Source organism: Lacibacter sp. (genome assembly GCF_035299325.1).
Taxonomy (GTDB): Bacteria; Bacteroidota; Bacteroidia; order Chitinophagales; family Chitinophagaceae; genus Lacibacter.
This window is the reverse complement of record NZ_DATGWT010000033.1, coordinates 125,367-147,485: the sequence shown is the minus strand read 5'-3', so window position 1 is coordinate 147,485 and position 22,119 is coordinate 125,367. Positions and strand designations below refer to the sequence as shown.

Here is a 22,119-nt window from a genome sequence, read left to right as displayed (position 1 = left end):
AGGAAAAGATGTAGGAATAAAAAACCTGAAGACTTCGAAGATCTTCAGGCTCGATGAAGCAAATTATGTAGTAGCGGTGTTAGTTAGTCAATTTCCAAATCCCTATGCATTTGTTCCCACTGCTTCCCAAATTCGATACTTTCTAATGCGGCTTTTCGTTTTTCTTCAGGTAAACATTGAATGCAGGTTGGATACTGAATTCCTTTGTAATATTCATTACAATTAGGACATAAATCCATTTTTTTTATATCAAATTTATAGGCACATCTTCTGCAAGCTGTTATCGTATCTTCAAAGGAAAGATATTTGATGTCATCGTTTAGATAAAGTAAAAATGCTTCTTTCTCAATGGCCGAAGTGTCCTTTGTGGTTGCCCGCTCTCTTTGCAACCAATACCTAACACTTGACAGGTTATGGGCATTTCTCCACTGCTTTGATATAAAGCATTTATCCCGGACTTCCAATGCATCTTCATTCTCATAAAAGATTGAAATTAGCGCATCCAATGGTATGTAAATAGGGACGTCAAATTCCTGCTTACAACCTGGGCAACGATATTTTGGAACTTTTCTCACTCTCTCGTTAGGATTGCTCCATTTACAATTTGGACAGAAAGGAACAGGCACGTACTCATATTTTTCCTGTATGTGGCTGGTAAATTCGGTTTTATCAATTTGGGGATTAGCGTCTATATAATTTTTAGCATTTTTCCTTCTTATTTCTGTCAGATATTCTGAGTACTTCCTGGGGTGAGAAAGATGCTGTAGCGTTAAGGTCTCTTTGCTAGTGCATATTTGACATTTGTCTTTAATGAACTTAGCCCTTCTTTCTTTCCAGTCCTTTGTATGCCAAGATTTTTGTCCTTCTTTGAAATCATTCCAATATTGTGTTTGTGCGAGTTCTATTCCAATTTCGCCATTTGCCAGCTTGTCCCTTAATTCTATGCGTTCGTTATATGTCAACATTTTGATTCCTGGCTTATTCTCTTTTAGACGTAATACCATTTATACTTGCAGCTAAATTAGCTTTATTTTAGAAACTCTTTGTTTAACATCATCACTGATTGCAAAATAGGTTGCTGCTCCGTGAGATGGACGATGAACGGATTGGGACGCAACGAAGATGCCCAAGTACCCTGAAGCTGGTAGAACAATTATATATTTTTAAGAAACGATCATTTCCGAAAAACTAGAATCAAAAAGCTCAGAATTTAGTTTTGCAGCAAGAGCACTATAGGGATAATGTTCTTTATCAATGTTGATAGCAATTAATAATGCTCCTTTTGTTCCGTCAGGCATGTCATGCGTAAGGATATCTTGCATGATAGCGTTTCGCTCTGCTGTATCGATCTTAGCGTAAGGATATGCATAAAGCATAAATCTATGATTAGGGTTTACAGAAGAAAAAATTACCCAATTGTGCTTATGAGTAGTCTTACCGGCTTTTATCTGTGCTACCAGTTCTTTAAACATACTTTCAAATTTCTTCTGTTCTTCATGATGAAAGTTTAGTAGCACATAAGATGAGTTTAGCCAGGTTTGAGGTTTACGAAGATCAATAAAAGATAAAATATCTTTCCACCATTTAGTCATCAACAATTCAGGTTTTTTACTCTCAATACCTACTTCTTTATTCAATACATACGGGTCAATTTCCTTTGATTTCATTACCAAATTATAAAACCATTTTTCTTCATATTCCCGTTTGCCAAGATTAAATCCTGTGTCCAAATAGAAAGCAAGTAAATCCATTTCATCCCCGCTAAATTGATTATTTACCTCAAACTCTCTTCGCTTCTGCAAATAATGTATTTTTTGGGCTTGCGAATCAAGAACGTCAAAAATAATCTGAAGATCAGGAAGATTAATGGAGGTTATAAGTTCTGTTACTTTTTTATCGGTAACGCCTGCCTCCACCAATAATTTCAAATTAGTTCCGATTATCCCAAGCTGAGAAAACGTCACGCCAAGAGGAATAAAATATCTGATTCCAGATTTATCCAACGAAAATTTTCGTCCGTTTTTATCGGTCAAACTAACGTCTTGATCATTTCTTTTCAAAAACTGAATAAACCGAAGGGCCTGTTCAGAAGGTTCCTCAATCAGACCCCTCAATGTCTTAAATAATCTATCCGGCGCACCACGTTTTGCAGCTTGTGTCACTATTCCTGATTTACATTCAACGATAATAGCAAAGCCATCCTGCACAATCAAGAGATCATTTTCGTACTGTTTATTACTTATAGGATCAGTCCATAAACTTCCGGAATAGATTTGGGCTCCGGGAAAATTTGCTTGGAAAAGTTTTTCTGTTTCTTTCTCCAGATAGTCCGCTTTCGCCTCGTTGTATTTTGAATTGAGATTTTTATCCTCATTTACCAGTGCCTCCAATATTCGAATGCTAACATGGGGAAGATGACTCCATAGAGAACTAAAATAACTATCTCCATCCACTTTAATAAAGGGTTTCTTATGTACCGGATTATCTAAAACAAAATGCTCGGTATTGAAATCTTTCAGTTCACCAAACTGATAAGACAGTTTATCAAAAATGAGAATGACTTGCTCTATGGACAACTCGTTTTCGGAGTAAGCTGCTATTTCATCAGCAGTAAAGGTGAAAATCTTATCCAGACATAAATCAGCATGTGTTACCATGGCCACCTGCATATACTCTAAATTTTCACCAAAATGCTTCCACATTTTGTCCCGCCCTTTTGGGTCTATTTTATCAACATGAGAAAATTCTTTTTCGTAAGCATCAAATATCTCATTATATGTTTTAGGCGTAAGTGCTTTGTGAAGTTTGTCCTCGTGTGCATTTAGTTTGTCAGTGACTTTATCTATTAATGTATAAAACAATTTAAACACAGGAATGGGTGGCATGCCAAATACTCTATTGAAATCTTCATTAATTAAAGAACATAAATCCTGAACTACTCTTTTTATTTGATGATCGTAGGCCCATCCTCTAACCGCCAGCGTATGGGTCATCATTTCGGTTCTTAAATGAAAAGCGCTGGCATCCTTCTGCGTGGTAATATCTTCTGGTATGTCGAACATTTTCCAGAGCATAGCATCACCTACTTCTCTCATATCCTTTTTAAATTTTGTAGCCTGATCCAGTAGGGGTCTTGCTGTAATAGACTGATCAGACGAAAGGGCAAATGCCTGGAGAATTTCCTGAAAATGCGGCGGAAATTCGAGATGGCCTTTTTCTACCTCTTCGTCACGGCCATCTTCATAGGCCATAAAGTATTTTAAACAAAAGGAAAGCAAATAAAGTGCATTGTATTCCTTGAACCAAGTAGCTAATCGAGCATATTTTTCCTGAAAATCACTTTTTGCCTTTTTTCCGATTTGACGAAGTACATTTATTCTTTCTTCCAGCGATGTCGGAATTTCCTTTTGATCGAACTCAAAGGCAAAGTGCTTCATTTTCACTTCCTGGCGGGGTTGCTTCATTTTCTAAACTTTTTGCAATCTGGGCCTGAATTTACTAACTATCTTAGTATATTTCCGTTGCTTTAAGAGTTATTTTTGAAAATAAAGACGAAAAATTATCTATGGCACTTGCAAAGGCACATGAAGGATACGAATACCAAGACTTACTAACGGCCTACTTTATACTGAATGAGATTCTGGCGGAAAATGAGAGTGAATTTCATATTGACAAAAAGGAGTTTGGCGGTGACCGAATTGATGATCTGAAAATAAAGAATAAGGCAGGGCAAAAGAAAATCCAGATCAAGTATAGTGGTGAATCCGATCATACTTTTCAAAAAGGTGATATAGCCAGTGATGCAGCTTATGGGATCGCTCTCGATAAGCTGTATGAAAACTGGAATGCTACTCCGGGGAAAAATTTAACTGAATTCAGACTTTGTCTTGCGTGGAATGCACCAAAAGATAAGCTTGTAGATTTTATCGAGCCTGTTGCTGGCGCAGGGTCTTTTGCAAACGCTACTACCAAAGTATTTAGAATAAATGGAGAAGCCATCTGGCCTGCGGGACAGCCGCTGCCGATTGGTTCATGGAAACGGTTCAGAAAAGAGGCGGCTAAAATAGACAGAAATCAATTCCTTGAATTTTCCCAACAATTGAAAATCGAAACCGAATTACCCAAATTTAATTTGAGCCTGAATAATCCTGGGCAACTGGAAAGACTTGTGATCGAACAGACAAAAAAATTAGGTATAGGTATTTTCCCCAACGACCATATAAGACCAGATCATTTAATATTATCACTGACTGCATTGATTAAAAGTGCAAGAAGCAAAGGAACTGTTCTTGATATGCAAAGTATTTTACATGAATTAAATATCAGAACGGATTACGGGACTATTGAACAAAATTTTCCAATCATCAGAAGTGAAAACCTGGAAAGAAAAGGGATGTTGGAAAGGCTTGTAAACGATATTGAAAATTTCGGAAAAATAGTTCTGGTAGGTGAGCCTGGAAGCGGAAAGTCATGGTTGATAGAAAACTTACAGGCGTATCTTAAGAAAAAAGGAATTCGTTCAGTGAAGCATTATTGCTATACTGGATTGGATGATCTATTGCAAAAAGAGCGTATTAAACTGAATGTGTTTTACGGAAACCTGATCCATGACATTCTTACTGCCTTCCCCGAGCTCAAACAATTTAAGGAAAACAACTATGCCAGTTCACTCAGCGAGTTGAATAACCTTCTGAAAAACATCAACGAACCCACTTATGTGATTGTGGATGGCTTAGACCATATTGAACGGGTATTCAATTTCCGGTCTGCAAGGGATATCTCCTTACAGGATGTTGCTATTATAGAAAGCCTGGAAAAATTGATTGTATCTCCTCATGTTAAAGTGATCATTACGTCACAGAATATACCGCAGTTAGATAACGTTGCCTCCTTTCACAGAGTTTCTATGCCTTCCTGGGATGAAGAGGATGTTAAGGCGCTGTTGCGAAAGATAAAAATCAAAAATCGGGTAGTCCGCAATAGCAGTTTCCTGTCCGCTATGCTTTTTGCAAAATGTGAAGGCAATCCGTTATATCTGAAATACCTGGCGGATGAAGTTAGAAAGAGTGCTGAAAATGCTGGTGTATTACTTGAAAAACTACCACCATATTCCTTTAACCTTGCTGAATATTATGGATACTTGCTCAACCGATTGAATATGCGGGAGGATGTTCCACAAGTGCTTTCAGGTGTAAATTTCAGTCTTACGAAATTGGAGTTGGAAGAAATCACCGGGAGCGGAAATCATGTCGGGGAATCATTGGAGATATTGTCCCCTGTACTTAAAGGCAACTATTCTCAAAGTGGATATATCATCTACCATGAAAGTTTCAGAAGGTTTATCATTGAGCAGTTAAAATCGGCGGCGGTGTCAGTTGAAAGAAAAGTGTTTCGGCCTGTCATTACCTGGTTTGAATCAAAAGACTTCTTTGCGTATCGGAAAGCATATAGATATTACCTGTCATTTTTGTATGAAAGCGGTGAGTTCGCAAAGATTCTGCAAAAATTAACTTACACGTTTGTTACTGATAGCGTGATACATGGTCAACCATGGAGTTTTATAGAAATGAATTACAGGTATTTTGTTAAAGCGGCCAGTATTGAAAAAGATTTACCAAAACTTATTTTGCTCAATGAGATTGATAAAGTGATTGCAACTGCCGGTGATAATTTGTCGAACGATTTTGCATTATACTTTGAAGCACTTGGACATATATACGGCTTTAGTTACGTTAGTGATTATTTACTTTTTGAAGGCAAGCCATCGCTTGGTGTCAGCGATGGTCTAAAAGCCTGCTATATCTGCGATAAGAACGGTATTGTTGCGCCGTGGGAACAGTATATCACCGTTTACAAAAAAGGCGATACTATTGAAGATGAGGATTTGACCTATTATATGCGAGGCGCACTCATCCTTCAGCAAACCAAAAGAGTGGTCTCAATGGTGGAACAGGCAGAGAAATCCGGGCATCAGAAGCTCCTGGATGTTTTTTATAATGAAATGGTACACTATAGAAATAAAGAGTACCTGGAAAATCTAGCCCAAAAAAGCTCCTCCATCAAAAGACTTATACATACAGAGCACACTGAACCATCCTATTCAAAGAAAGAACTTTTGGAATTAACAGATAAGATTCTAGCTATCGATCACTCACCAAGTCGGGAAACAGAAATATTGGAGATTTTTTTTTCCGGCTTCAGAAAATATAGCGGAGATGGGAAATTTCTGACGGAGTTAATAAATAAGTTTAAGGCAAAAAACTGGTTTTATAACTGGATTATTTACTGGCTGAAGATTATCAATGTAAAATCATCCTCCAAGATCTCCTTCTATGCAGTCAAGGAAGCATTTGATTATCTGCAATATTCGACTGATCCTTTTTTAGGTAAACCACGGGTGTCAGATCTCTACTCAGTTAATTACCTGGTATATCAATCCTTACAGGAAGGTCTTGAATTGCTGAAAGCAGAAGATGAATGGAAAGAAATTATTGATATGCTGATAGAAGTAGGGAATGAAACTACGGTCTCTGTGCAACGAAGTTCATGGGGTCCTCTTGAGACGGCTACATTATTTAAGCTATTGGGAGAGTTTATTAACGATGTCAACCGTAACTATATAAACAAAGTGTTCGAAGAACTCACACAGGAAAAAGAGGGATACCGCCTGCATTCCGACATTGCTGAATATAACTTAAGACTTGCTGTTTTGTTCAGTCTTGCAGGTGACATAGAAAAGGCTGATCGTTTTTTCAAGAAGGGTATTGAATGTTTGCTTGCTTACACCATGCGAAAAGATCTTACATTGTATGATGCGATTGAAGGTGTAGAATGGATCGCTCAGATTGATCCGGATAATTCTTTAAACTATCTTAAAACGATAAAAATACTGGCTGATTCTGCTGTCAATCACACTGACGGAAAAGAAACACAATATTTCCCAGCATTATGGTTTGAGCGATTCCTCAGAATTGATTTTCATAAGTCGAGTCTTTATTTGCTTAACGATCTGGCAACATCAAGATACTACTGGATAGCGGAACGTTCACTGGTGGATCTATTAAGTCAAGCCGACGGGCAGGTTAATTCTATGATTGAGTTTTACCTTGCTTTTACTTTCCCGTTGAACGATTCACAAAAATTTATTTCATACTGCCTGTCACTGCATGATAAACTTGTCATTGATCATCCTGATCTTGCTGAAAAATTGATAGCTAGGATAAGTTCTTCAGTGCAACCCCGTCAACATCGTGAATTTTCTTCGAAACTTGCTGACCGAATTAATAATGTTATAAAGCAATATAACAAGAGCTATGTGATCCCGATAGAGGAAAAAAATCAGTCAGCTACCAAGGACAAGCAGCCCCTTGTTTCAAGAGATGAGTTTTCGAAAATGAGCATTGATGAGTTAAATGATTATGTTGAAACAAACGGGGTGAGTACTGATGAAATTACTCCACTACGTTATTATTTTGAACGGTTCAAGGAGCTTACCCATTCAATAAAAGAGGTCATACAAACTATTGTCAATAAGAATAACCGGCAGTATTCCGATGCATTGGACATAGACATTATATTTCAGACGGATAATGAAATTGAATGTTATTACTGGTCTTGCCGTTTTTTTTATGATGTAGGCGGATGGTTTGAACGTTTTGTTAATCAAAAAGCGTTTCGGGAGGCTATAAAAATTGACCGCAATAAGACAATGGATTTTTTATTTGAACTCATGCCGTCCGGATTGGACATCGGATTCAACCAGGTATTTTCTTCCAATCTTATAAAAGCACTTTCGGAGAATGATTTCGATAAAGAAGTAGTCATGGAAATGTGGAACCAGCTACTGACAATGTCAAGTTACAGGCTGCCGTTCAAAGAAACCATTGAGTGGGAAATAGTACTACGAGATGAATTGGAGATGGACCAGGAAGAAATCTTTATCTGCATGTTGATCTGCCGTTTCAATGCCGCAACGACAGAGCGTTACAGGCTTGTGACGATGGCCTTGAAACATATTCTGGATTACTCACCTGAAAAACTTGAAAAGCCGTTCAAATGGTTCTTTTCTCATCGAACCAATTTCCTCAAACCAGTGTTGGTTATTATTCTGCAGCTTCTTCTGGAACATAAGAATAAAGACAATTCCTATCATTTAAAATTTGAAAAGGAGATTCGCCCGATCTTTCCCGAACATTATTTCCTGATTGATTTTATTATATCGCAGTTATTCAATCTTCCGTTATCCGAAGTCCACCTGCCTCCTGGGATTGTGTATCCTCCGCTTAGTTCGGAACAATATGATTCTCTTATAGGCATAAATAAAAGGTTTCAACCTATAGCAGAAACAGGTATTGAACTTGAGCCGGTATTTAGTAAACACATGGCGGGTTTCCGTAGGAAGTACGGCCACCTTTTTGAATCGTATTGGAGCCGGGTACACCGAATGAGCGTACCCAATATATTCATAGCAGAATATTTCCTTGAGCTAATGAATACCGATCTGTATAATCATTTCAAAAGCTGGCAGCGAATTGAACATAAAGCAGTGTTTAAGTATGCTACGTTCATTGATATAGAAGCTATGGTTGCCTTTGGAAGCAGTTTTACTTTTCGTCCTGTGGATCTTCCCAAACCTTTTGAATTTAAAGATGACTATACAATAGTTGAAGCGATGAGAGAATATGGCTGGGTCAGGCTTGCACATTTTGAAAAATCGCTAAAAGAGGAAAGCGTGTTTCGATACCAGCCTGTAAACAGTTACGGCGCAATAATTTTTTCTGAAACAGCCGAAGAAGTAATGCCATACAGCACTTACAGGACCTTTCCCTTTTATATCTGGGATGATATGGTTCCTGATTTTGATTATGAAGATGCCATCGTATTTTCTTTTTCGCAGGAAGACCAACTTGAATATTATAAACTGCTTTGGCTTAATCCTACCATCGTCAAATCACTTGGATTGACGGTCAAAAACAACGAGGCGGGTCTGTTTGCCATCAACGATTCCAATGAAGTGATCTTGAGAATGCGAACCTGGATGATGTCTTATCTTGGCAGCAGTTATGGAAGCCGTTTATCTGAGGAGATACCGAAATTAGCCGGGACAGATTTAATCATAAGAGAAGATTATTTTAATAAGATCGCTGATAAATTTCAGCAGAAACCCTCTTACCGCATCGTGAAAATTAAAGGCATTTCCAGTGAAGAAAGTGACAGAGATTAACACATATATTATTAACCCACCTATTATTCAAGAACGCTCACCGATTTTTGAAGAACATGCACCCAATTTCCACTGTTTGGATAAAAGAAAGAAGTTGTCTTTGTGTATCCTTTAGCCAAAAATAGCCTTAAGCTTGATTCATTATTTGATCTAATCGTGCATTGGAGAATTTTCGCACCTCCCTCAATAGCTTTTTTTTCAGCCAGCTTTAATATTTTACTGCCCAATCCCTTGCCTTCGTAAGTTTTATCCACTGAAACATGGCAAATTTCCCATTGATACCATTGCACTTTTTTGGACTCGGCACAGGCGACAATAATTGACCTCTCATCCGAATAAACATAGTTCTGCTCTTTTGCCAATACATCTTCAGGCGCATACTCCTTAACCAATTTGTTTCTTTCATTCAGGAGTGCTGCGATTTGTTTTGCTTGTTCTTTGGTCATACAAAATCAGTTTGAGGGTGAAGTAATTCAACCAGGCGAATAGGTGTGTCGTAAGGTTCAGTGTCCTTATAAGTCTCCGCAGTTTTTATAAACGAAATACTTTCCGTGAATTTTGCTACTAATTCCTTTCGTGTTGATGTATCAATCCATGCAAGAAACAAATCAATCGGATTCATCCGGTCATTTATTCGATACCAATTCTGATCAATACGAATGAATGGAACGATGGTTTTACCTGTCAGCAGGAAGCCCGTGCCAGTAGTGCTTGAAAATTGCTTGGGAAATCGGTTTAGATTATCAAGTAAAAGATTTCGCATTTTAGCAGTTAAAAACATTGATTTCAGTACAGTTTCGGTCGGAGAATTGATCTTTAGTCTCGTCCTTCGTTTAACAGCAGAGATTTTTTTAAATTCATTAGTTATTTTGACTTCTATATCTACTTTTCTACTATCCTGTTCTAAATCAGCAAAAGACAAATAATATAAGCGCCTGCCGTATTTACTACGCAAAAATTTAATATCCAGCGGAAGAAGCAATTTACCAAGAATTGTTTCGGCTATGGGTATCTGAAGTTTATTAAGCAACTCTTTATTGATACAGGCAATAGCAATCTTTGGTTTGTTTTCATTAGTAGGCACATTTCTTGTCAGGTGAAAATTAATATCCTCACTCCGGCTGTCATAAGAAATCGTAAAATGCACATCGGGTGGAAGGCCATGGTGTCCGAATGAAATCAGTTGCGTTTTGAAATGAACCCAACCTAAATCTTCTACAGAGAGATAATCAATTGACTGATCCATAAAGACTACTTATTAAGTGGTGTCGAGTTAAATTCGAGGTTAAACAGATTTTGTTTATATAGATTAAAGTAGGCAGGCTCACCGGTATTATATCGAAGATGATAGTCGCAGGTATAACATTTTACCCAATCAATATTCAGTTGCTCTCCATTGTTGAAAATATCATTGATTTGCTGACGATAAATAACCAGCGAATGATTGCCGCAACACGGACATGATGTAACCTCCATAGCGAGATCATTTTTTTCTTTTTCTATGTTGGCAAATCTTTTCCCCCTGCCAAGCGGGTCTTGATAGTTATATTCAAAAGTAGCCCTCAAATTACGCTGCATTAGCCAGTTCATATTAAGATTCGCACGGCCCAGTTCTTTCAGATGGCCGATATAAAGTAGGTTCATTACCGAAGAATCTATTTGTTTTTTGGACTTTGTGTTCCTGTGTAAAATAGTAGCGGATAACAGAGATTGAAGTATGTCAATCTTTGTCATTGTCTCTAAGAAATACCACCAATCGCCATATTCGGTTTTCGTCTGTGCCCTGATGGCGTCCACGATGGGAACAATTCGTTTGGCAATAATATAATCTAAGAGCCGCATAGAAGGCAAGCTGTTTCCATTATGCAATATCCTGTCCCGGTACCAATTGATAAATTCCAGCGTCGATTTATGTTCCTGCTCTTCGAGAAATTGATAGTCAATTAAAATCTTACTGAATTTTCTGATTATCGGATGGGATTTCTTGTCCTGGAGCTTTGTATAACGGATCAGTTCATAAAACCTTTTTAATGTTTCACGAAAAGGGATTGTGTATGATTTTCTCCCGGCTTTGCGTGTAGTAAAAGTATGTGATTGAATTTTGTTAATGACCTGCCAGGTATTCTTCGACCTTGTTTTTCGATCTTCTTCATAAACAAGTTTGGAATTTGTTTGCCTCAGAATATTCTTTATATAAAGTTCAAAAAAACGTTCACAGCTAATTATTGACAACACCGTATTCTCAGCATCTAAGAATTGGCTTTCGAGTATTCTTCTGTTCATCTTGTTAACTGTGGAACTGGCAACAGCATACTGTTCGTAAGAACTGTTGCTTGATCGAAATGTGTGGAAATAGAAAACGAATGTATCCCGCAATGAATCAAAATAGTATGGCGGTGTACGGTTTCGGTCCTTTCCATTATCTATTCGAACTTCATTTCCTTCTGCGATATTTTTCAAGTCAGTGAATGTCATTACCTAATTTATTTGTCTTTCGGCGAATATTGTTACAGTATGAGAAATTTAAGTAAAAAAATCATGTCATGTTAATATATCATACCTGCCTGAAATCAATAGCAATAAAAAAAGGATTATTTATCTTTACATAGCTATTCATAATAAACCAGTGAGCAATTCGGTGAGCACTTTTTGAAACGCTTTATAGGGAATTGATTATCATCATATTTTGGGAGCAGTTCGAATCTAGTCGTCCCGACTAACTAAAAAGCTTCACTGAAAAGTGAAGCTTTTTCTTTTACAACGAATCCCTCAACGTCAACGAAAACGGCACCTCCACGTGTTTACGTTCATTACTCAACACCGCCTGCGCTGCCATTTCACCCATCTTTTTAAAATCAGTTGAAATAGTGGTGATGCCATTGAGAATAAAACGTTTCCAGGGAGTTTCGTTGTAAGAAATAATGCCAATATCTTTTCCCACTTTCAGTTTGGTGTCCTGTATTTTCTCCAACAATACCACGAGATCATCTTCCATCAAATTGATATATGCTTCACCTTTGCGGATAGGCTCCGCAGCAATTTCATGTACAACACGATAAGCAAATGCATACTCCGTACAAAAACGTTCAAAGCCTTCCAATATCTCGTTCGGGAAATAAGTGTAGGAGGGAAATACTATTTTCAACGTTTGGTAATTACTCAACTGAGGCAGCGCTGCTTTTAGTGCATCGAAAATATCTTTTTCAAAATTTTCATACACAGCACCGTATTCACCTTTAATGCCGGGGATAATTTTATCAAGCAGAATTAATGAGCCTTCATCAATTTCATTGATCACTTCATGGGCTGTTTCACCACCTTCCAGGAAATGGGGGATGATGACATAATGCGTATAACCTTTCTTACGGCTTTGCATCAGCTTTTTAAATAAACCGTAATCATTGTTATAAATATAGAAGTCAATAGCTGCATGATCGCCCAGAGTTGCCACAAACGAATCGTAAATAATCTTTTTGTGTGCACTCAGTTTATTAAAAAGTAGAAACACCCTGATGTCTTGCCTGATGTCGGTCTTTGAAATAAAATAACCTTTGCCCGGTACTGAACCAACTACACCTAACTGCTTCAACTGGCGGTAAGCCTTCTCAGCCGTATCACGTGCAATACTCAATTCAAAACTCAGATCATTGATAGAAGGCAGAAGGTAATCTTTGCCGATATTACCCATTTCAACAGCCTTGAGAATAGAGTTCACGATCTGTACGTATTTGGGTGTTATCGACTGTTCATCAATAAGAATATGGCGGTAAATATTATCAGACATAATTAGTTTTTACAGGTGGGTTGAAAGCATGATCGTGCTCTAAAATTAATGGTTCTGCTGCTATTAAACGGTAGTTAAACCTATTCATTGATGCTCAGGATAGTACATGACGGGATTTCTCGCAAGCCGCTTTACTTTTATCTTCAGATGTTTGCTATATAAACTATTACAATGCAGGTATTACTCGGCGTTATTTTTCATTTCATAGGCGGTTTCGCATCAGGCAGTTTTTATATTCCTTATAAAAAGGTAAAAGGTTGGCATTGGGAGAGCTACTGGATTGTTGGTGGTTTATTCTCATGGCTCATTGTTCCACCTGTGGCTGCGTATTTAACCATTCCCGGTTTTGCAGAAATTATTCAAGGTGCGGCACTGCCAGCCTTATTCGCCACATTCATTTTTGGCGTGTTGTGGGGTATTGGTGGTTTAACCTATGGACTAGGTGTTCGTTATCTTGGCGTGTCGCTGGGTAGCAGCATTATTCTTGGGTTGTGTATGGTTTTTGGTGCCATCATCCCCGCTATTTATTACGATTTCAGCCCGTTTCCGGGAAAAGATACATTCAGTGCCATGGTAGGATCAACATGGGGACTCACCATCCTTGCCGGTTTGATCGTTTGCGTAATTGGTATCATCATCAGCGGCAAGGCCGGTATGATGAAGGAAAAAGAATTGAAAACTGCCGCCACCGATCCACATGGTGCAGAGACTTCTGTTGAATACAAGTTTGGCCTGGGTATGTTTGTAGCCATCGTTTCAGGTGTGTTAAGTGCCTGTTTCAATTTTGGTTTAGAAGCAGGGCAGGAAATGGCAACTGTTGCCAACGAAACATGGAAAGCAGCAAATCCCGGTGAAGGTGAATTCCTCTATCGCAACAATGTGATCTATGTTGTATTACTTTGGGGTGGTTTAACAACCAACTTCATCTGGTGTATGATCTTAAATGCACGCAATAAAACATTTGGTGATTATACAAACAAGAAAGCTCCGTTATTGAAGAACTATCTGTTCTCTGCTCTTGCAGGCACAACATGGTTCCTGCAATTCTTCTTTTATGGCATGGGTGAAAGTAAATTAGGAAATGGCCCAAGCTCATGGATCTTACACATGGCCTTTATTATTCTGGTTGCCAATATGTGGGGGCTTATTTTAAAAGAGTGGAAAGGCGTAAGCAAAAAAACAATTTCGACAATTATTATAGGCATCATTATCATTATCCTCTCCGTATTACTGGTAGGGTATGGTAACAGCCTTCATGTTTAATATTAACTGAAAAGAAAGCATATGTCAGTAGCAACAAAAGATTTCAAACACGTAAGTTATTTGTGGGATGATGCAAAAGCAGCAGAGCTGGCCGGTGATGAAGTGGCATTACTCGTGTATCGTTCTAATTTATTGGGAGCCGATCTGCGATTAACCAATTATGGTGGTGGTAACACTTCGTGCAAGGCAATGGCCAAAGATCCTCTTACAGGAAAAGAAGTGGAAGTGATGTGGGTGAAGGGTAGTGGTGGCGATCTTGGCACCATGAAGAGTAGTGGACTTGCTGCGTTATATGTTGATCGTTTACGTAGTTTAAAAAATATCTATCGTGGTATTGAGCATGAAGATGAAATGGTTGAACTCTTCAATCATTGTATTTATGATCTTGCTTCAAAAGCTCCATCAATCGATACGCCATTGCATGGTTTTCTTCCATTCAAACATATTGATCACTTACATCCTGATGCAGCCATTGCAATTGCAGCTGCAAAAGATGGAGAAAAGATCACGAAAGAATTATTCAACGGAACAATTGGTTGGGTAAAATGGCAGAAGCCTGGTTTTGAATTGGGGTTGATGTTAAAGCAATGTCTGGATGAAAATCCCGGCATTCGTGGTATCATGCTCGGCTCACATGGTTTATTTACCTGGGGCGATACTGCTTACGAATCATACATCAACACACTTGAAGTAATTGAACGTTGTGCAGAATATTTACAGGATAACATCAGCAAACAAAAAGCAGTTTTTGGAAGTGCAAAGATCAACTCGCTGCCCGATGCTGATCGTAAAACTCAAGCCGCTGCATTAGCACCGGTGTTGAGAGGTTTCTGTTCATCACAACAAAAAATGATCGGTCATTTTACGGATGATGCACGTGTATTGGAATTTATCAACTCAAATGATCTTGACCGGTTGGCTCCATTGGGAACAAGTTGCCCCGATCACTTTTTGCGCACAAAAATATCTCCGCTTGTATTAAATCTTGAACCGGGTGAAGATCTGAGTGATGTAAAAAAGATCAAAGAAAAAATAAAGCCGTTGTTTGAAGCATACCGTGCAATGTATGCTGAATATTATAACACTTGCAAGCATCCAAACAGTCCTGCCATGCGTGATCCCAATCCTGTGGTGATCCTCTATCCGGGTGTTGGTATGTTTACGTTTGCAAAAGACAAACAAACTGCAAGGGTAGCAGCAGAATTTTATATCAATGCGATCAATGTAATGAAAGGTGCTGAAGCTATTTCTTCTTACACTTCATTACCACGCCAGGAAGCTTTCAATATTGAATACTGGTTATTGGAAGAAGCAAAGCTTCAACGTATGCCTAAGCCCAAAGCATTGAGTGGAAAAATTGCACTCATTACCGGAAGCGGTGGTGGTATTGGTAAAGCAATTGCAAAACGTTTTGCTGAAGAAGGTGCATGCGTTATTCTCAATGATATGAATCCTGAACGCTTAAGCGAAGCAAAAGAAGAATTCGTTAAGCAGTTTGGTAAAGATGTGGTGGCTGCGGATATTCTTGATGTAACTGATACCGCAACTATTGCATCTACACTTGCAACATCAGCACTTGCGTTTGGCGGTGTTGATATTATTGTAAACAATGCCGGCCTTTCAATATCAAAATCAATTGAAGATCATACCGACAAAGACTGGGATCTTTTATATGATGTATTAGTAAAAGGTCAGTTCCAGGTAACGCAAAAAGCAGTTGAAGTAATGCGTAAACAGGAGCTTGGCGGCGATGTGTTGAATATTGTAAGTAAGAATGCACTGGTAAGTGGCCCCAATAACGCTGGTTATGGTTCAGCCAAAGCAGCGCAATTGCATTTATCAAGATTGAACGCAGCAGAATTAGGAAAAGATAAGATCAGAGTGAATGTGGTGAATCCTGATGCTGTTATTGCCGGTAGTAATATCTGGAGTGGTGGCTGGGCCGAAGGTCGTGCCAAAGCCTATGGTATTACAGTTGAAGAATTACCTGCTTACTATGCCGGACGTACATTATTAAACGAAATAATTTTACCGGAAGATATTGCAAATGCCTGCTTTGCATTTGCAGGAGGCTTATTGAACAAATCAACCGGTAATGTATTGAATGTGGATGGCGGTGTTGCCAATGCATTTGTACGTTAAAAATTTTCTCATAATCAATAGTAGTTAAAGGGTTGATAGTTCTCTATCGACCCAATTTTTAAATTTGAGTAACTTGTTATATAAACTTGCTTTATGTTGTTAGAAAAAAACAGGATCGCTGAGTTTAACGGATTACACGCAGCAGATCACAAACGCAAATTCGATTTCGTTTCTTCAGAGATAAATAATGTGGAAGAAGTGCTGCAAAAGCTCATCGATTTCCAGGTGGCAATTCCCAGTTGGGCATTAGGCACAGGCGGTACACGCTTTGGCCGTTTTGCAGGTGCCGGCGAACCCGGTAATCTTGAACAAAAATTAGAAGATGTTGGTTTACTGCATGCACTCAACCAATCGAGTGGTGCAATTTCATTGCACATTCCCTGGGATATTCCTGAGAACTATGCGTCCATTAAAGCCACAGCTGCACAGTTGGGTTTAAAGTTCGATGCGGTGAACTCTAACACCTTCCAGGATCAGAAAGACCAGGAACTGAGTTATAAATTCGGTTCATTACAACATGTAAACAAGGCTGTACGCAAACAAGCAGTTGATCATAACATCGAAGTAATTAAACACGGTGTTGAACTTGGTTCAACTGCATTAACAGTATGGTTGAGCGATGGCAGTTGCTTCCCCGGTCAATTGAATTTCAGAAAAGCATTTCAGAATACTTTGGAAAGTCTGCAGGAAATCTATGCGGCTTTACCTGCCGATTGGAAAGTGTTTGTTGAATACAAAGCATTTGAACCAAACTTCTACTCAATGACTGTAGGCGATTGGGGACAATCATTATTGTATGCAAACAAACTTGGTCCAAAAGCATATACATTGGTTGATCTTGGCCATCATTTACCAAATGCAAACATTGAACAGATTGTTGCACTGTTGTTGATGGAAGGCAAGCTGGCCGGTTTCCATTTCAACGATAGTAAATATGGTGATGATGATCTGACTGTAGGCAGCATCAAACCTTATCAACTGTTTTTAATTTTTAATGAACTGGTTGAAGGCATGGATGCACGAGGTATGGACCACACAACTGATCTCGGCTGGATGATCGATGCAAGCCACAATGTAAAAGATCCGTTAGAAGATCTGTTACAATCTGTAGAAGCCATCATGATCGCTTATGCACAGGCATTGACTGTTGATCGCAAAAAATTAAATGCAGCACAGGAAGCAAATGATGTGGTAGCTGCACAGGAAGTTTTGCAGCATACATTCAGAACAGATTTACGTGCATTGGTTGCAGAAGCAAGATTGAGAAGTGGAGCAGCATTGTATCCGTTGCAATTCTTCCGTGAACAGAAGCTGAGGGAGCAATTGATTAAAGAAAGAGGCAGTAAGACTGTTGCAACAGGATTGTAATGAGTAAGATTCCCGTTATAGCAATTTTCGACATTGGCAAAACCAACAAAAAACTGTTGTTGTTTGATGAACATTACAAAGTTGTTCATGAAGAAAGCAGGCAGTTGAATGAAGCTAAAGATGAAGATGGTTTTGCATGTGAAGATGTGGAACTGCTTACACAATGGGTAACTGATTCATTTGAAACTTTGCTGAAAGATGATCGCTTTCAAATTAAAGCGGTTAACTTTTCTGCCTATGGCGCAAGCTTTGTATATCTCAATAAAGACTTAAAGGTTATTCCGCCTCTATACAATTACCTGAAGCCTTACGATCCTGCATTACAAAAAAAGTTTTATAAAGACTATGGTGGTGAAAGTCGTGTTTCGAAAGAAACCGCATCACCTGTTTTAGGTAATCTTAATTCAGGCATGCAGTTATACCGGTTGAAATATGAAAAGCCGGAAGTGTTTGCAGAAATCAAATACGCACTGCATTTGCCACAGTATTTATGTTTTATTCTTTCCGGGAAGTTGCATACTGATATTACAAGTATCGGCTGTCATACAAATCTCTGGGACTTCCAAGAAAAGCAGTATCATGATTGGGTTATGAAGGAAGGAGTTGCTGAAAAATTTGCACCTGTTTTAAAAAGCAATGCTATAGCAGGTTATACAAACAAAAAGATCCCGGTGGGAGGAGGTTTGCACGATAGCTCTTCTGCTTTGATCCCTTACCTCGCATCGTTTCATGAGCCGTTCATTCTGTTATCAACAGGAACATGGTGCATCACATTAAATCCATTCAATCATTCACAGTTAAGTGATCTTGAATTACACCAGGATTGTCTCTGTTATCTATCCTACGAAGGTAATCCGGTGAAAGCATCCCGTTTGTTTGCAGGTTACGAACATGAGCAACAAACAAAACGGTTGGCCGCATTTTTTAAACTACCGGAAGATCATTATAAAACAGTTGAGTGTGATCAGGCAATCATTGATCAACTGGAGTTGGGTAAAGCATTCACAAAAAAAGGTGCTGATGAGGTGATGATACAGCAATCAGTTTTTGCAAAACGTGATCTGAAGAAGTTCAAAAATTACGAGCGGGCTTATCATCAATTGATCGCCGATATTATTACACAACAATTATACAGTACCAATCTTGTGTTGAAAGGAACTCAGGTGAAACGCATTTTTGTTGATGGTGGTTTTGGAAAAAATCCCATCTTTATGCATATGATGGCGGATGTGTTTACCGGAATTGAAGTATATGCAGCATCAGTAGCACAGGCTTCGGCATTGGGAGCAGCATTGGTGATGCACGAACATTGGAATAAAAAAGTATTACCAACCGATATCATTAAATTAAAATATTACTCCGAACAACAGACACGATGAAGTGGAAAAGCGTATGAAATAACCATTAAAAATTATCGAGCAATTTTCCATTAACCGGCGATGATAATTTTTAATGCGTTATAATATGTGGCCAATTGGCAATAAAAATGTACACATGAAAGTTGGATTATTTATTCCCTGTTATATTGATCAGTTTTATCCGCAGGTAGGCATTGCCACATTACAACTCTTAGAGAAACTGGGATGTAACGTTTCTTTTCCTCTCAATCAAACATGCTGCGGACAGCCAATGGCCAACAGCGGGTTTGCAGCCCTCAGCAAAAATTGTGATAAAAACTTTGTTGCCAATTTCCGAGGCTTCGATTATATCGTTGGGCCATCGGGCAGTTGTGTGTTGCATTTAAAAGAACACTTACATGATGAGCAACATCCCGGCGAAGCAGAACATATCCGCAAACATGTATACGAACTCACCGAGTTTTTAGTTGACATTTTGAAAATTGAAAAACTAAACGCATCATTTTCACATAAAGTTGGGTTACACAATAGCTGCCATGGTCAGCGTGGTTTACATCTTTCATCCATGAGTGAACGAATGTTACCGGCGTTTTCCAAGCCACAGCAATTGTTAAGCATGGTAAAAGGTTTGGAACTTTCACTACCTGTTCGCAGCGATGAGTGTTGTGGCTTTGGCGGAACGTTTTGTGTATTTGAAGAAGCGGTGAGTGTGAAAATGGGAAAAGACAGAATAACTGAACATTCTGCCAACAAAGTTGAATACATTACTGGTGGTGACGTAAGTTGCCTGATGCATTTAGAAGGTATCTTGAAGCGAAATGGCAGCAGCGTGAAAACGATCCATATTGCAGAAATTTTAAACAGCAACGCATGAGTACGAGTAAACTTTCCCATGCTGAAGCTGCCGAGCAGTTTATTAAAGATGAGCCAAGAACTGATTGGCACGATGAAACACTTTGGTTTGTTCGTCAGAAAAGAGATAAGGCAGCTCATGGTTTGCCCGAATGGGAAAAGCTGAGAGAATGGGCATCACAAATAAAAGATCATACACTTTCCAATCTCGATAATTATTTAAAAGAGTTTGAAAGCAAGGCGCAGGACAATGGAGTTATTGTACACTGGGCTGCTGATGGAGAAGAACACAACCGCATAATCTACGACATCATTACTCATCACAGGATCAAAAAGATCGTGAAGAGCAAGAGTATGTTAACCGAAGAATGTGGTTTAAACGAGTTCTTACATGCTAAAGGAATTGAAACAGTTGATACCGACTTAGGTGAACGTATTGTACAGTTCCGTAACGAACCGCCGAGCCATATTGTATTACCTGCCATCCATTTAAAGAAGCAGGATGTAAGTGATACGTTTCATGAACATCTACATACAGAAAAAGGAAATAACGATCCGCAATATTTAACGGAAGCTGCAAGGCAGCATTTGCGTGAAAAGTTTATTGAATCGGAATTGGCGATCACCGGTGTAAACTTTGCAGTTGCAGAAACAGGTGGCATTGTGGTTTGTACCAATGAAGGCAATGCCGATATGGGTGCCCATGCAGCCAACATTCATATTGCCTGTATGGGTTTTGAAAAGATGATTCCGAAAGCAGAACATCTCTCTGTTTTTCTGCGTTTGCTTGCACGCAGTGCAACAGGTCAACCCATCACCACATATTCCAGTCATTTTCATAAACCAAGAGAAGGGCAGGATATGCATATTGTAATTGTTGATAATGGAAGAAGCCGTCAATTAGGTCGTGCTGATTTCAGAAACTCGTTGAAGTGTATTCGATGTGCGGCGTGTTTTAATACTTGTCCGGTGTACAGAAGAAGCGGCGGACATAGTTATCACACTGCTGTTGCGGGGCCCATCGGTTCTATTCTCAACCCTAATATTGATATGCGTGCAAACGCTGACTTGCCATTTGCATCTACACTATGCGGCAGTTGCAGCAATGTATGCCCAGTGAAAATTGATATTCATGACCAACTTTGGAAATGGAGACAGGTATTGGTGGAAGAAGGTTATGTTGATACAACAAAGAAAGTTGGTTTGAAAGGAATGGCTTTTGTTCTAGCAAGACCGGGACTTTATCGTTTTGCAGGTAAGGCCGGCAGAGCGATGATGCGTATGTTCCCATGGTTGCTGAATAACAAACTCAATCCCTGGTACAAACAACGGGAAATGCCTGCGCCACCAAAAGAAAGCTTCCGTGATTGGTACATCAAGAACAAACAACAATGAGCGCAAGAGAAACAATATTAAAAGCTATTAGTGCAAATAAACCAACCTTGGTTGATCTGCCTGCAATTGATTTGGCAACAGTGATTCAATACGGCGATCTTGTAGAACAATACAAAACCGTTTTGCAAAGCATCGGTGGTGGTACAATTGAATTACAAGACATCAACTCATTAAAAGCAGAACTGCAGACTAAGAAAGCCAACGGTGATTTTGTGGTAAACAGAATTGCAGCGTTGGGTGATGTAGAAAATTCGCTTGATCACTTAACTGCAACTGATCTTGCTGCTGTTGATACAGCTTACCTCGAAGGAAGCATTGCTGTGGCGGAGAACGGTGCTATCTGGTTATACGAAAGCCAGATGGGTAATCGTTTGTTGCCATTCATTTGTCAACACCTGGTCATTGTAATTGAAAGAAAAAATATTGTTCCAACCATGCACCATGCCTATCAGCAAATTGAAACTGCCAAAGAAGGCTTTGGTGTTTTTCTGGCCGGCCCCTCCAAAACTGCAGATATTGAACAATCCTTGGTGATTGGTGCACATGGTGCAAGAAGTCTGATCGTGTATATCATTTGATAGAGTCACGGATGAGACTGATTAATGCGGATAAGATCAGAGAACATCTGTACAAATCCGTTTCATCAGTGTTTCTATTGTATTACACACATTCGTTAGGGTATTAATTTTTTTCTGCTACTATTCTTTCTGTTTCTTTGTACTCACTTGTCTTTT

The 22,119-nt window shown here is 38.9% G+C and carries 14 protein-coding genes; 8 read left to right on the top strand and 6 right to left on the bottom strand.

What is annotated here, in order from left to right:
- Positions 1-83 precede the first annotated feature (83 nt).
- Positions 84-1,004 carry a hypothetical protein gene (locus tag VK159_RS18950; protein ID WP_324231742.1) on the bottom strand — a complete coding sequence of 307 codons (921 nt, stop codon included), beginning with the start codon at positions 1,002-1,004 and terminating at the stop codon, positions 84-86.
- Between the two features lie 159 nt (positions 1,005-1,163).
- Positions 1,164-3,464, bottom strand: coding sequence for a hypothetical protein (locus VK159_RS18945; RefSeq protein WP_324231741.1), 2,301 nt, complete (start codon positions 3,462-3,464; stop codon positions 1,164-1,166).
- 101 nt (positions 3,465-3,565) lie between these two features.
- Between VK159_RS18945 and VK159_RS18940 the strand changes: the two genes are divergently transcribed.
- Complete coding sequence (locus VK159_RS18940) at positions 3,566-9,223, top strand: ATP-binding protein (protein WP_324231740.1); 5,658 nt, start codon at positions 3,566-3,568, stop codon at positions 9,221-9,223.
- 23 nt (positions 9,224-9,246) lie between these two features.
- On the opposite strand, the gene VK159_RS18935 is transcribed toward VK159_RS18940, so the two are convergent.
- From VK159_RS18935 to VK159_RS18920, 4 genes are all read right to left on the bottom strand, one after another.
- Positions 9,247-9,669, bottom strand: a complete 423-nt coding sequence (locus VK159_RS18935; protein ID WP_324231739.1) for a GNAT family N-acetyltransferase — start codon at positions 9,667-9,669, stop codon at positions 9,247-9,249.
- Entirely contained in the window at positions 9,666-10,469 is an 804-nt protein-coding gene (locus VK159_RS18930; RefSeq protein WP_324231738.1) for a hypothetical protein, read from the bottom strand. The genes VK159_RS18935 and VK159_RS18930 overlap by 4 nt, the downstream gene beginning before the upstream one ends.
- A gap of 5 nt (positions 10,470-10,474) precedes the next feature.
- Complete coding sequence (locus VK159_RS18925) at positions 10,475-11,506, bottom strand: hypothetical protein (RefSeq protein WP_324231737.1); 1,032 nt, start codon at positions 11,504-11,506, stop codon at positions 10,475-10,477.
- A gap of 472 nt (positions 11,507-11,978) precedes the next feature.
- Positions 11,979-13,007, bottom strand: coding sequence for a substrate-binding domain-containing protein (locus VK159_RS18920; RefSeq protein WP_324231736.1), 1,029 nt, complete (start codon positions 13,005-13,007; stop codon positions 11,979-11,981).
- Positions 13,008-13,178: 171 nt separating this feature from the next.
- Here VK159_RS18920 and rhaT point away from each other — a divergent pair, with 171 nt between their 5' ends.
- From rhaT to VK159_RS18885, 7 genes are all read left to right on the top strand, one after another.
- Positions 13,179-14,270 carry an L-rhamnose/proton symporter RhaT gene (rhaT, locus tag VK159_RS18915; RefSeq protein ID WP_324231735.1) on the top strand — a complete coding sequence of 364 codons (1,092 nt, stop codon included), beginning with the start codon at positions 13,179-13,181 and terminating at the stop codon, positions 14,268-14,270.
- Between the two features lie 21 nt (positions 14,271-14,291).
- The gene (locus VK159_RS18910; RefSeq protein ID WP_324231734.1) at positions 14,292-16,412 is read left to right on the top strand and encodes a bifunctional aldolase/short-chain dehydrogenase; all 2,121 of its coding nucleotides are present in this window, start codon (positions 14,292-14,294) and stop codon (positions 16,410-16,412) included.
- A gap of 93 nt (positions 16,413-16,505) precedes the next feature.
- Positions 16,506-17,780 (top strand): sugar isomerase, encoded by a 1,275-nt coding sequence (locus VK159_RS18905; protein WP_324231733.1) that lies wholly within the window; start codon positions 16,506-16,508, stop codon positions 17,778-17,780.
- A complete protein-coding gene (locus VK159_RS18900; protein ID WP_324231732.1) occupies positions 17,780-19,159 on the top strand; it encodes an FGGY-family carbohydrate kinase in 1,380 nt (459 codons plus the stop codon). The genes VK159_RS18905 and VK159_RS18900 overlap by 1 nt, the downstream gene beginning before the upstream one ends.
- A 115-nt stretch (positions 19,160-19,274) precedes the next feature.
- Complete coding sequence (locus tag VK159_RS18895) at positions 19,275-20,012, top strand: (Fe-S)-binding protein (protein ID WP_324231731.1); 738 nt, start codon at positions 19,275-19,277, stop codon at positions 20,010-20,012.
- Positions 20,009-21,385 carry a lactate utilization protein B gene (locus VK159_RS18890; protein WP_324231730.1) on the top strand — a complete coding sequence of 459 codons (1,377 nt, stop codon included), beginning with the start codon at positions 20,009-20,011 and terminating at the stop codon, positions 21,383-21,385. Before VK159_RS18895 ends, VK159_RS18890 begins: the two co-directional genes overlap by 4 nt.
- Entirely contained in the window at positions 21,382-21,963 is a 582-nt protein-coding gene (locus VK159_RS18885; protein ID WP_324231729.1) for a LutC/YkgG family protein, read from the top strand. The genes VK159_RS18890 and VK159_RS18885 overlap by 4 nt, the downstream gene beginning before the upstream one ends.
- Positions 21,964-22,119 lie beyond the last annotated feature (156 nt).

What these genes read in the sequence shown, in the direction of transcription:
- VK159_RS18950 (WP_324231742.1), bottom strand. Translation starts at nt 1,004, where the DNA reads ATGGTATTACGTCTAAAAGAGAATAAGCCAGGAATCAAAATGTTGACA.
- VK159_RS18945 (WP_324231741.1), bottom strand. Translation starts at nt 3,464, where the DNA reads ATGAAGCAACCCCGCCAGGAAGTGAAAATGAAGCACTTTGCCTTTGAG.
- VK159_RS18940 (WP_324231740.1), top strand. Translation starts at nt 3,566, where the DNA reads ATGGCACTTGCAAAGGCACATGAAGGATACGAATACCAAGACTTACTA.
- VK159_RS18935 (WP_324231739.1), bottom strand. Translation starts at nt 9,669, where the DNA reads ATGACCAAAGAACAAGCAAAACAAATCGCAGCACTCCTGAATGAAAGA.
- VK159_RS18930 (WP_324231738.1), bottom strand. Translation starts at nt 10,469, where the DNA reads ATGGATCAGTCAATTGATTATCTCTCTGTAGAAGATTTAGGTTGGGTT.
- VK159_RS18925 (WP_324231737.1), bottom strand. Translation starts at nt 11,506, where the DNA reads ATGAACAGAAGAATACTCGAAAGCCAATTCTTAGATGCTGAGAATACG.
- VK159_RS18920 (WP_324231736.1), bottom strand. Translation starts at nt 13,007, where the DNA reads ATGTCTGATAATATTTACCGCCATATTCTTATTGATGAACAGTCGATA.
- rhaT (WP_324231735.1), top strand. Translation starts at nt 13,179, where the DNA reads ATGCAGGTATTACTCGGCGTTATTTTTCATTTCATAGGCGGTTTCGCA.
- VK159_RS18910 (WP_324231734.1), top strand. Translation starts at nt 14,292, where the DNA reads ATGTCAGTAGCAACAAAAGATTTCAAACACGTAAGTTATTTGTGGGAT.
- VK159_RS18905 (WP_324231733.1), top strand. Translation starts at nt 16,506, where the DNA reads ATGTTGTTAGAAAAAAACAGGATCGCTGAGTTTAACGGATTACACGCA.
- VK159_RS18900 (WP_324231732.1), top strand. Translation starts at nt 17,780, where the DNA reads ATGAGTAAGATTCCCGTTATAGCAATTTTCGACATTGGCAAAACCAAC.
- VK159_RS18895 (WP_324231731.1), top strand. Translation starts at nt 19,275, where the DNA reads ATGAAAGTTGGATTATTTATTCCCTGTTATATTGATCAGTTTTATCCG.
- VK159_RS18890 (WP_324231730.1), top strand. Translation starts at nt 20,009, where the DNA reads ATGAGTACGAGTAAACTTTCCCATGCTGAAGCTGCCGAGCAGTTTATT.
- VK159_RS18885 (WP_324231729.1), top strand. Translation starts at nt 21,382, where the DNA reads ATGAGCGCAAGAGAAACAATATTAAAAGCTATTAGTGCAAATAAACCA.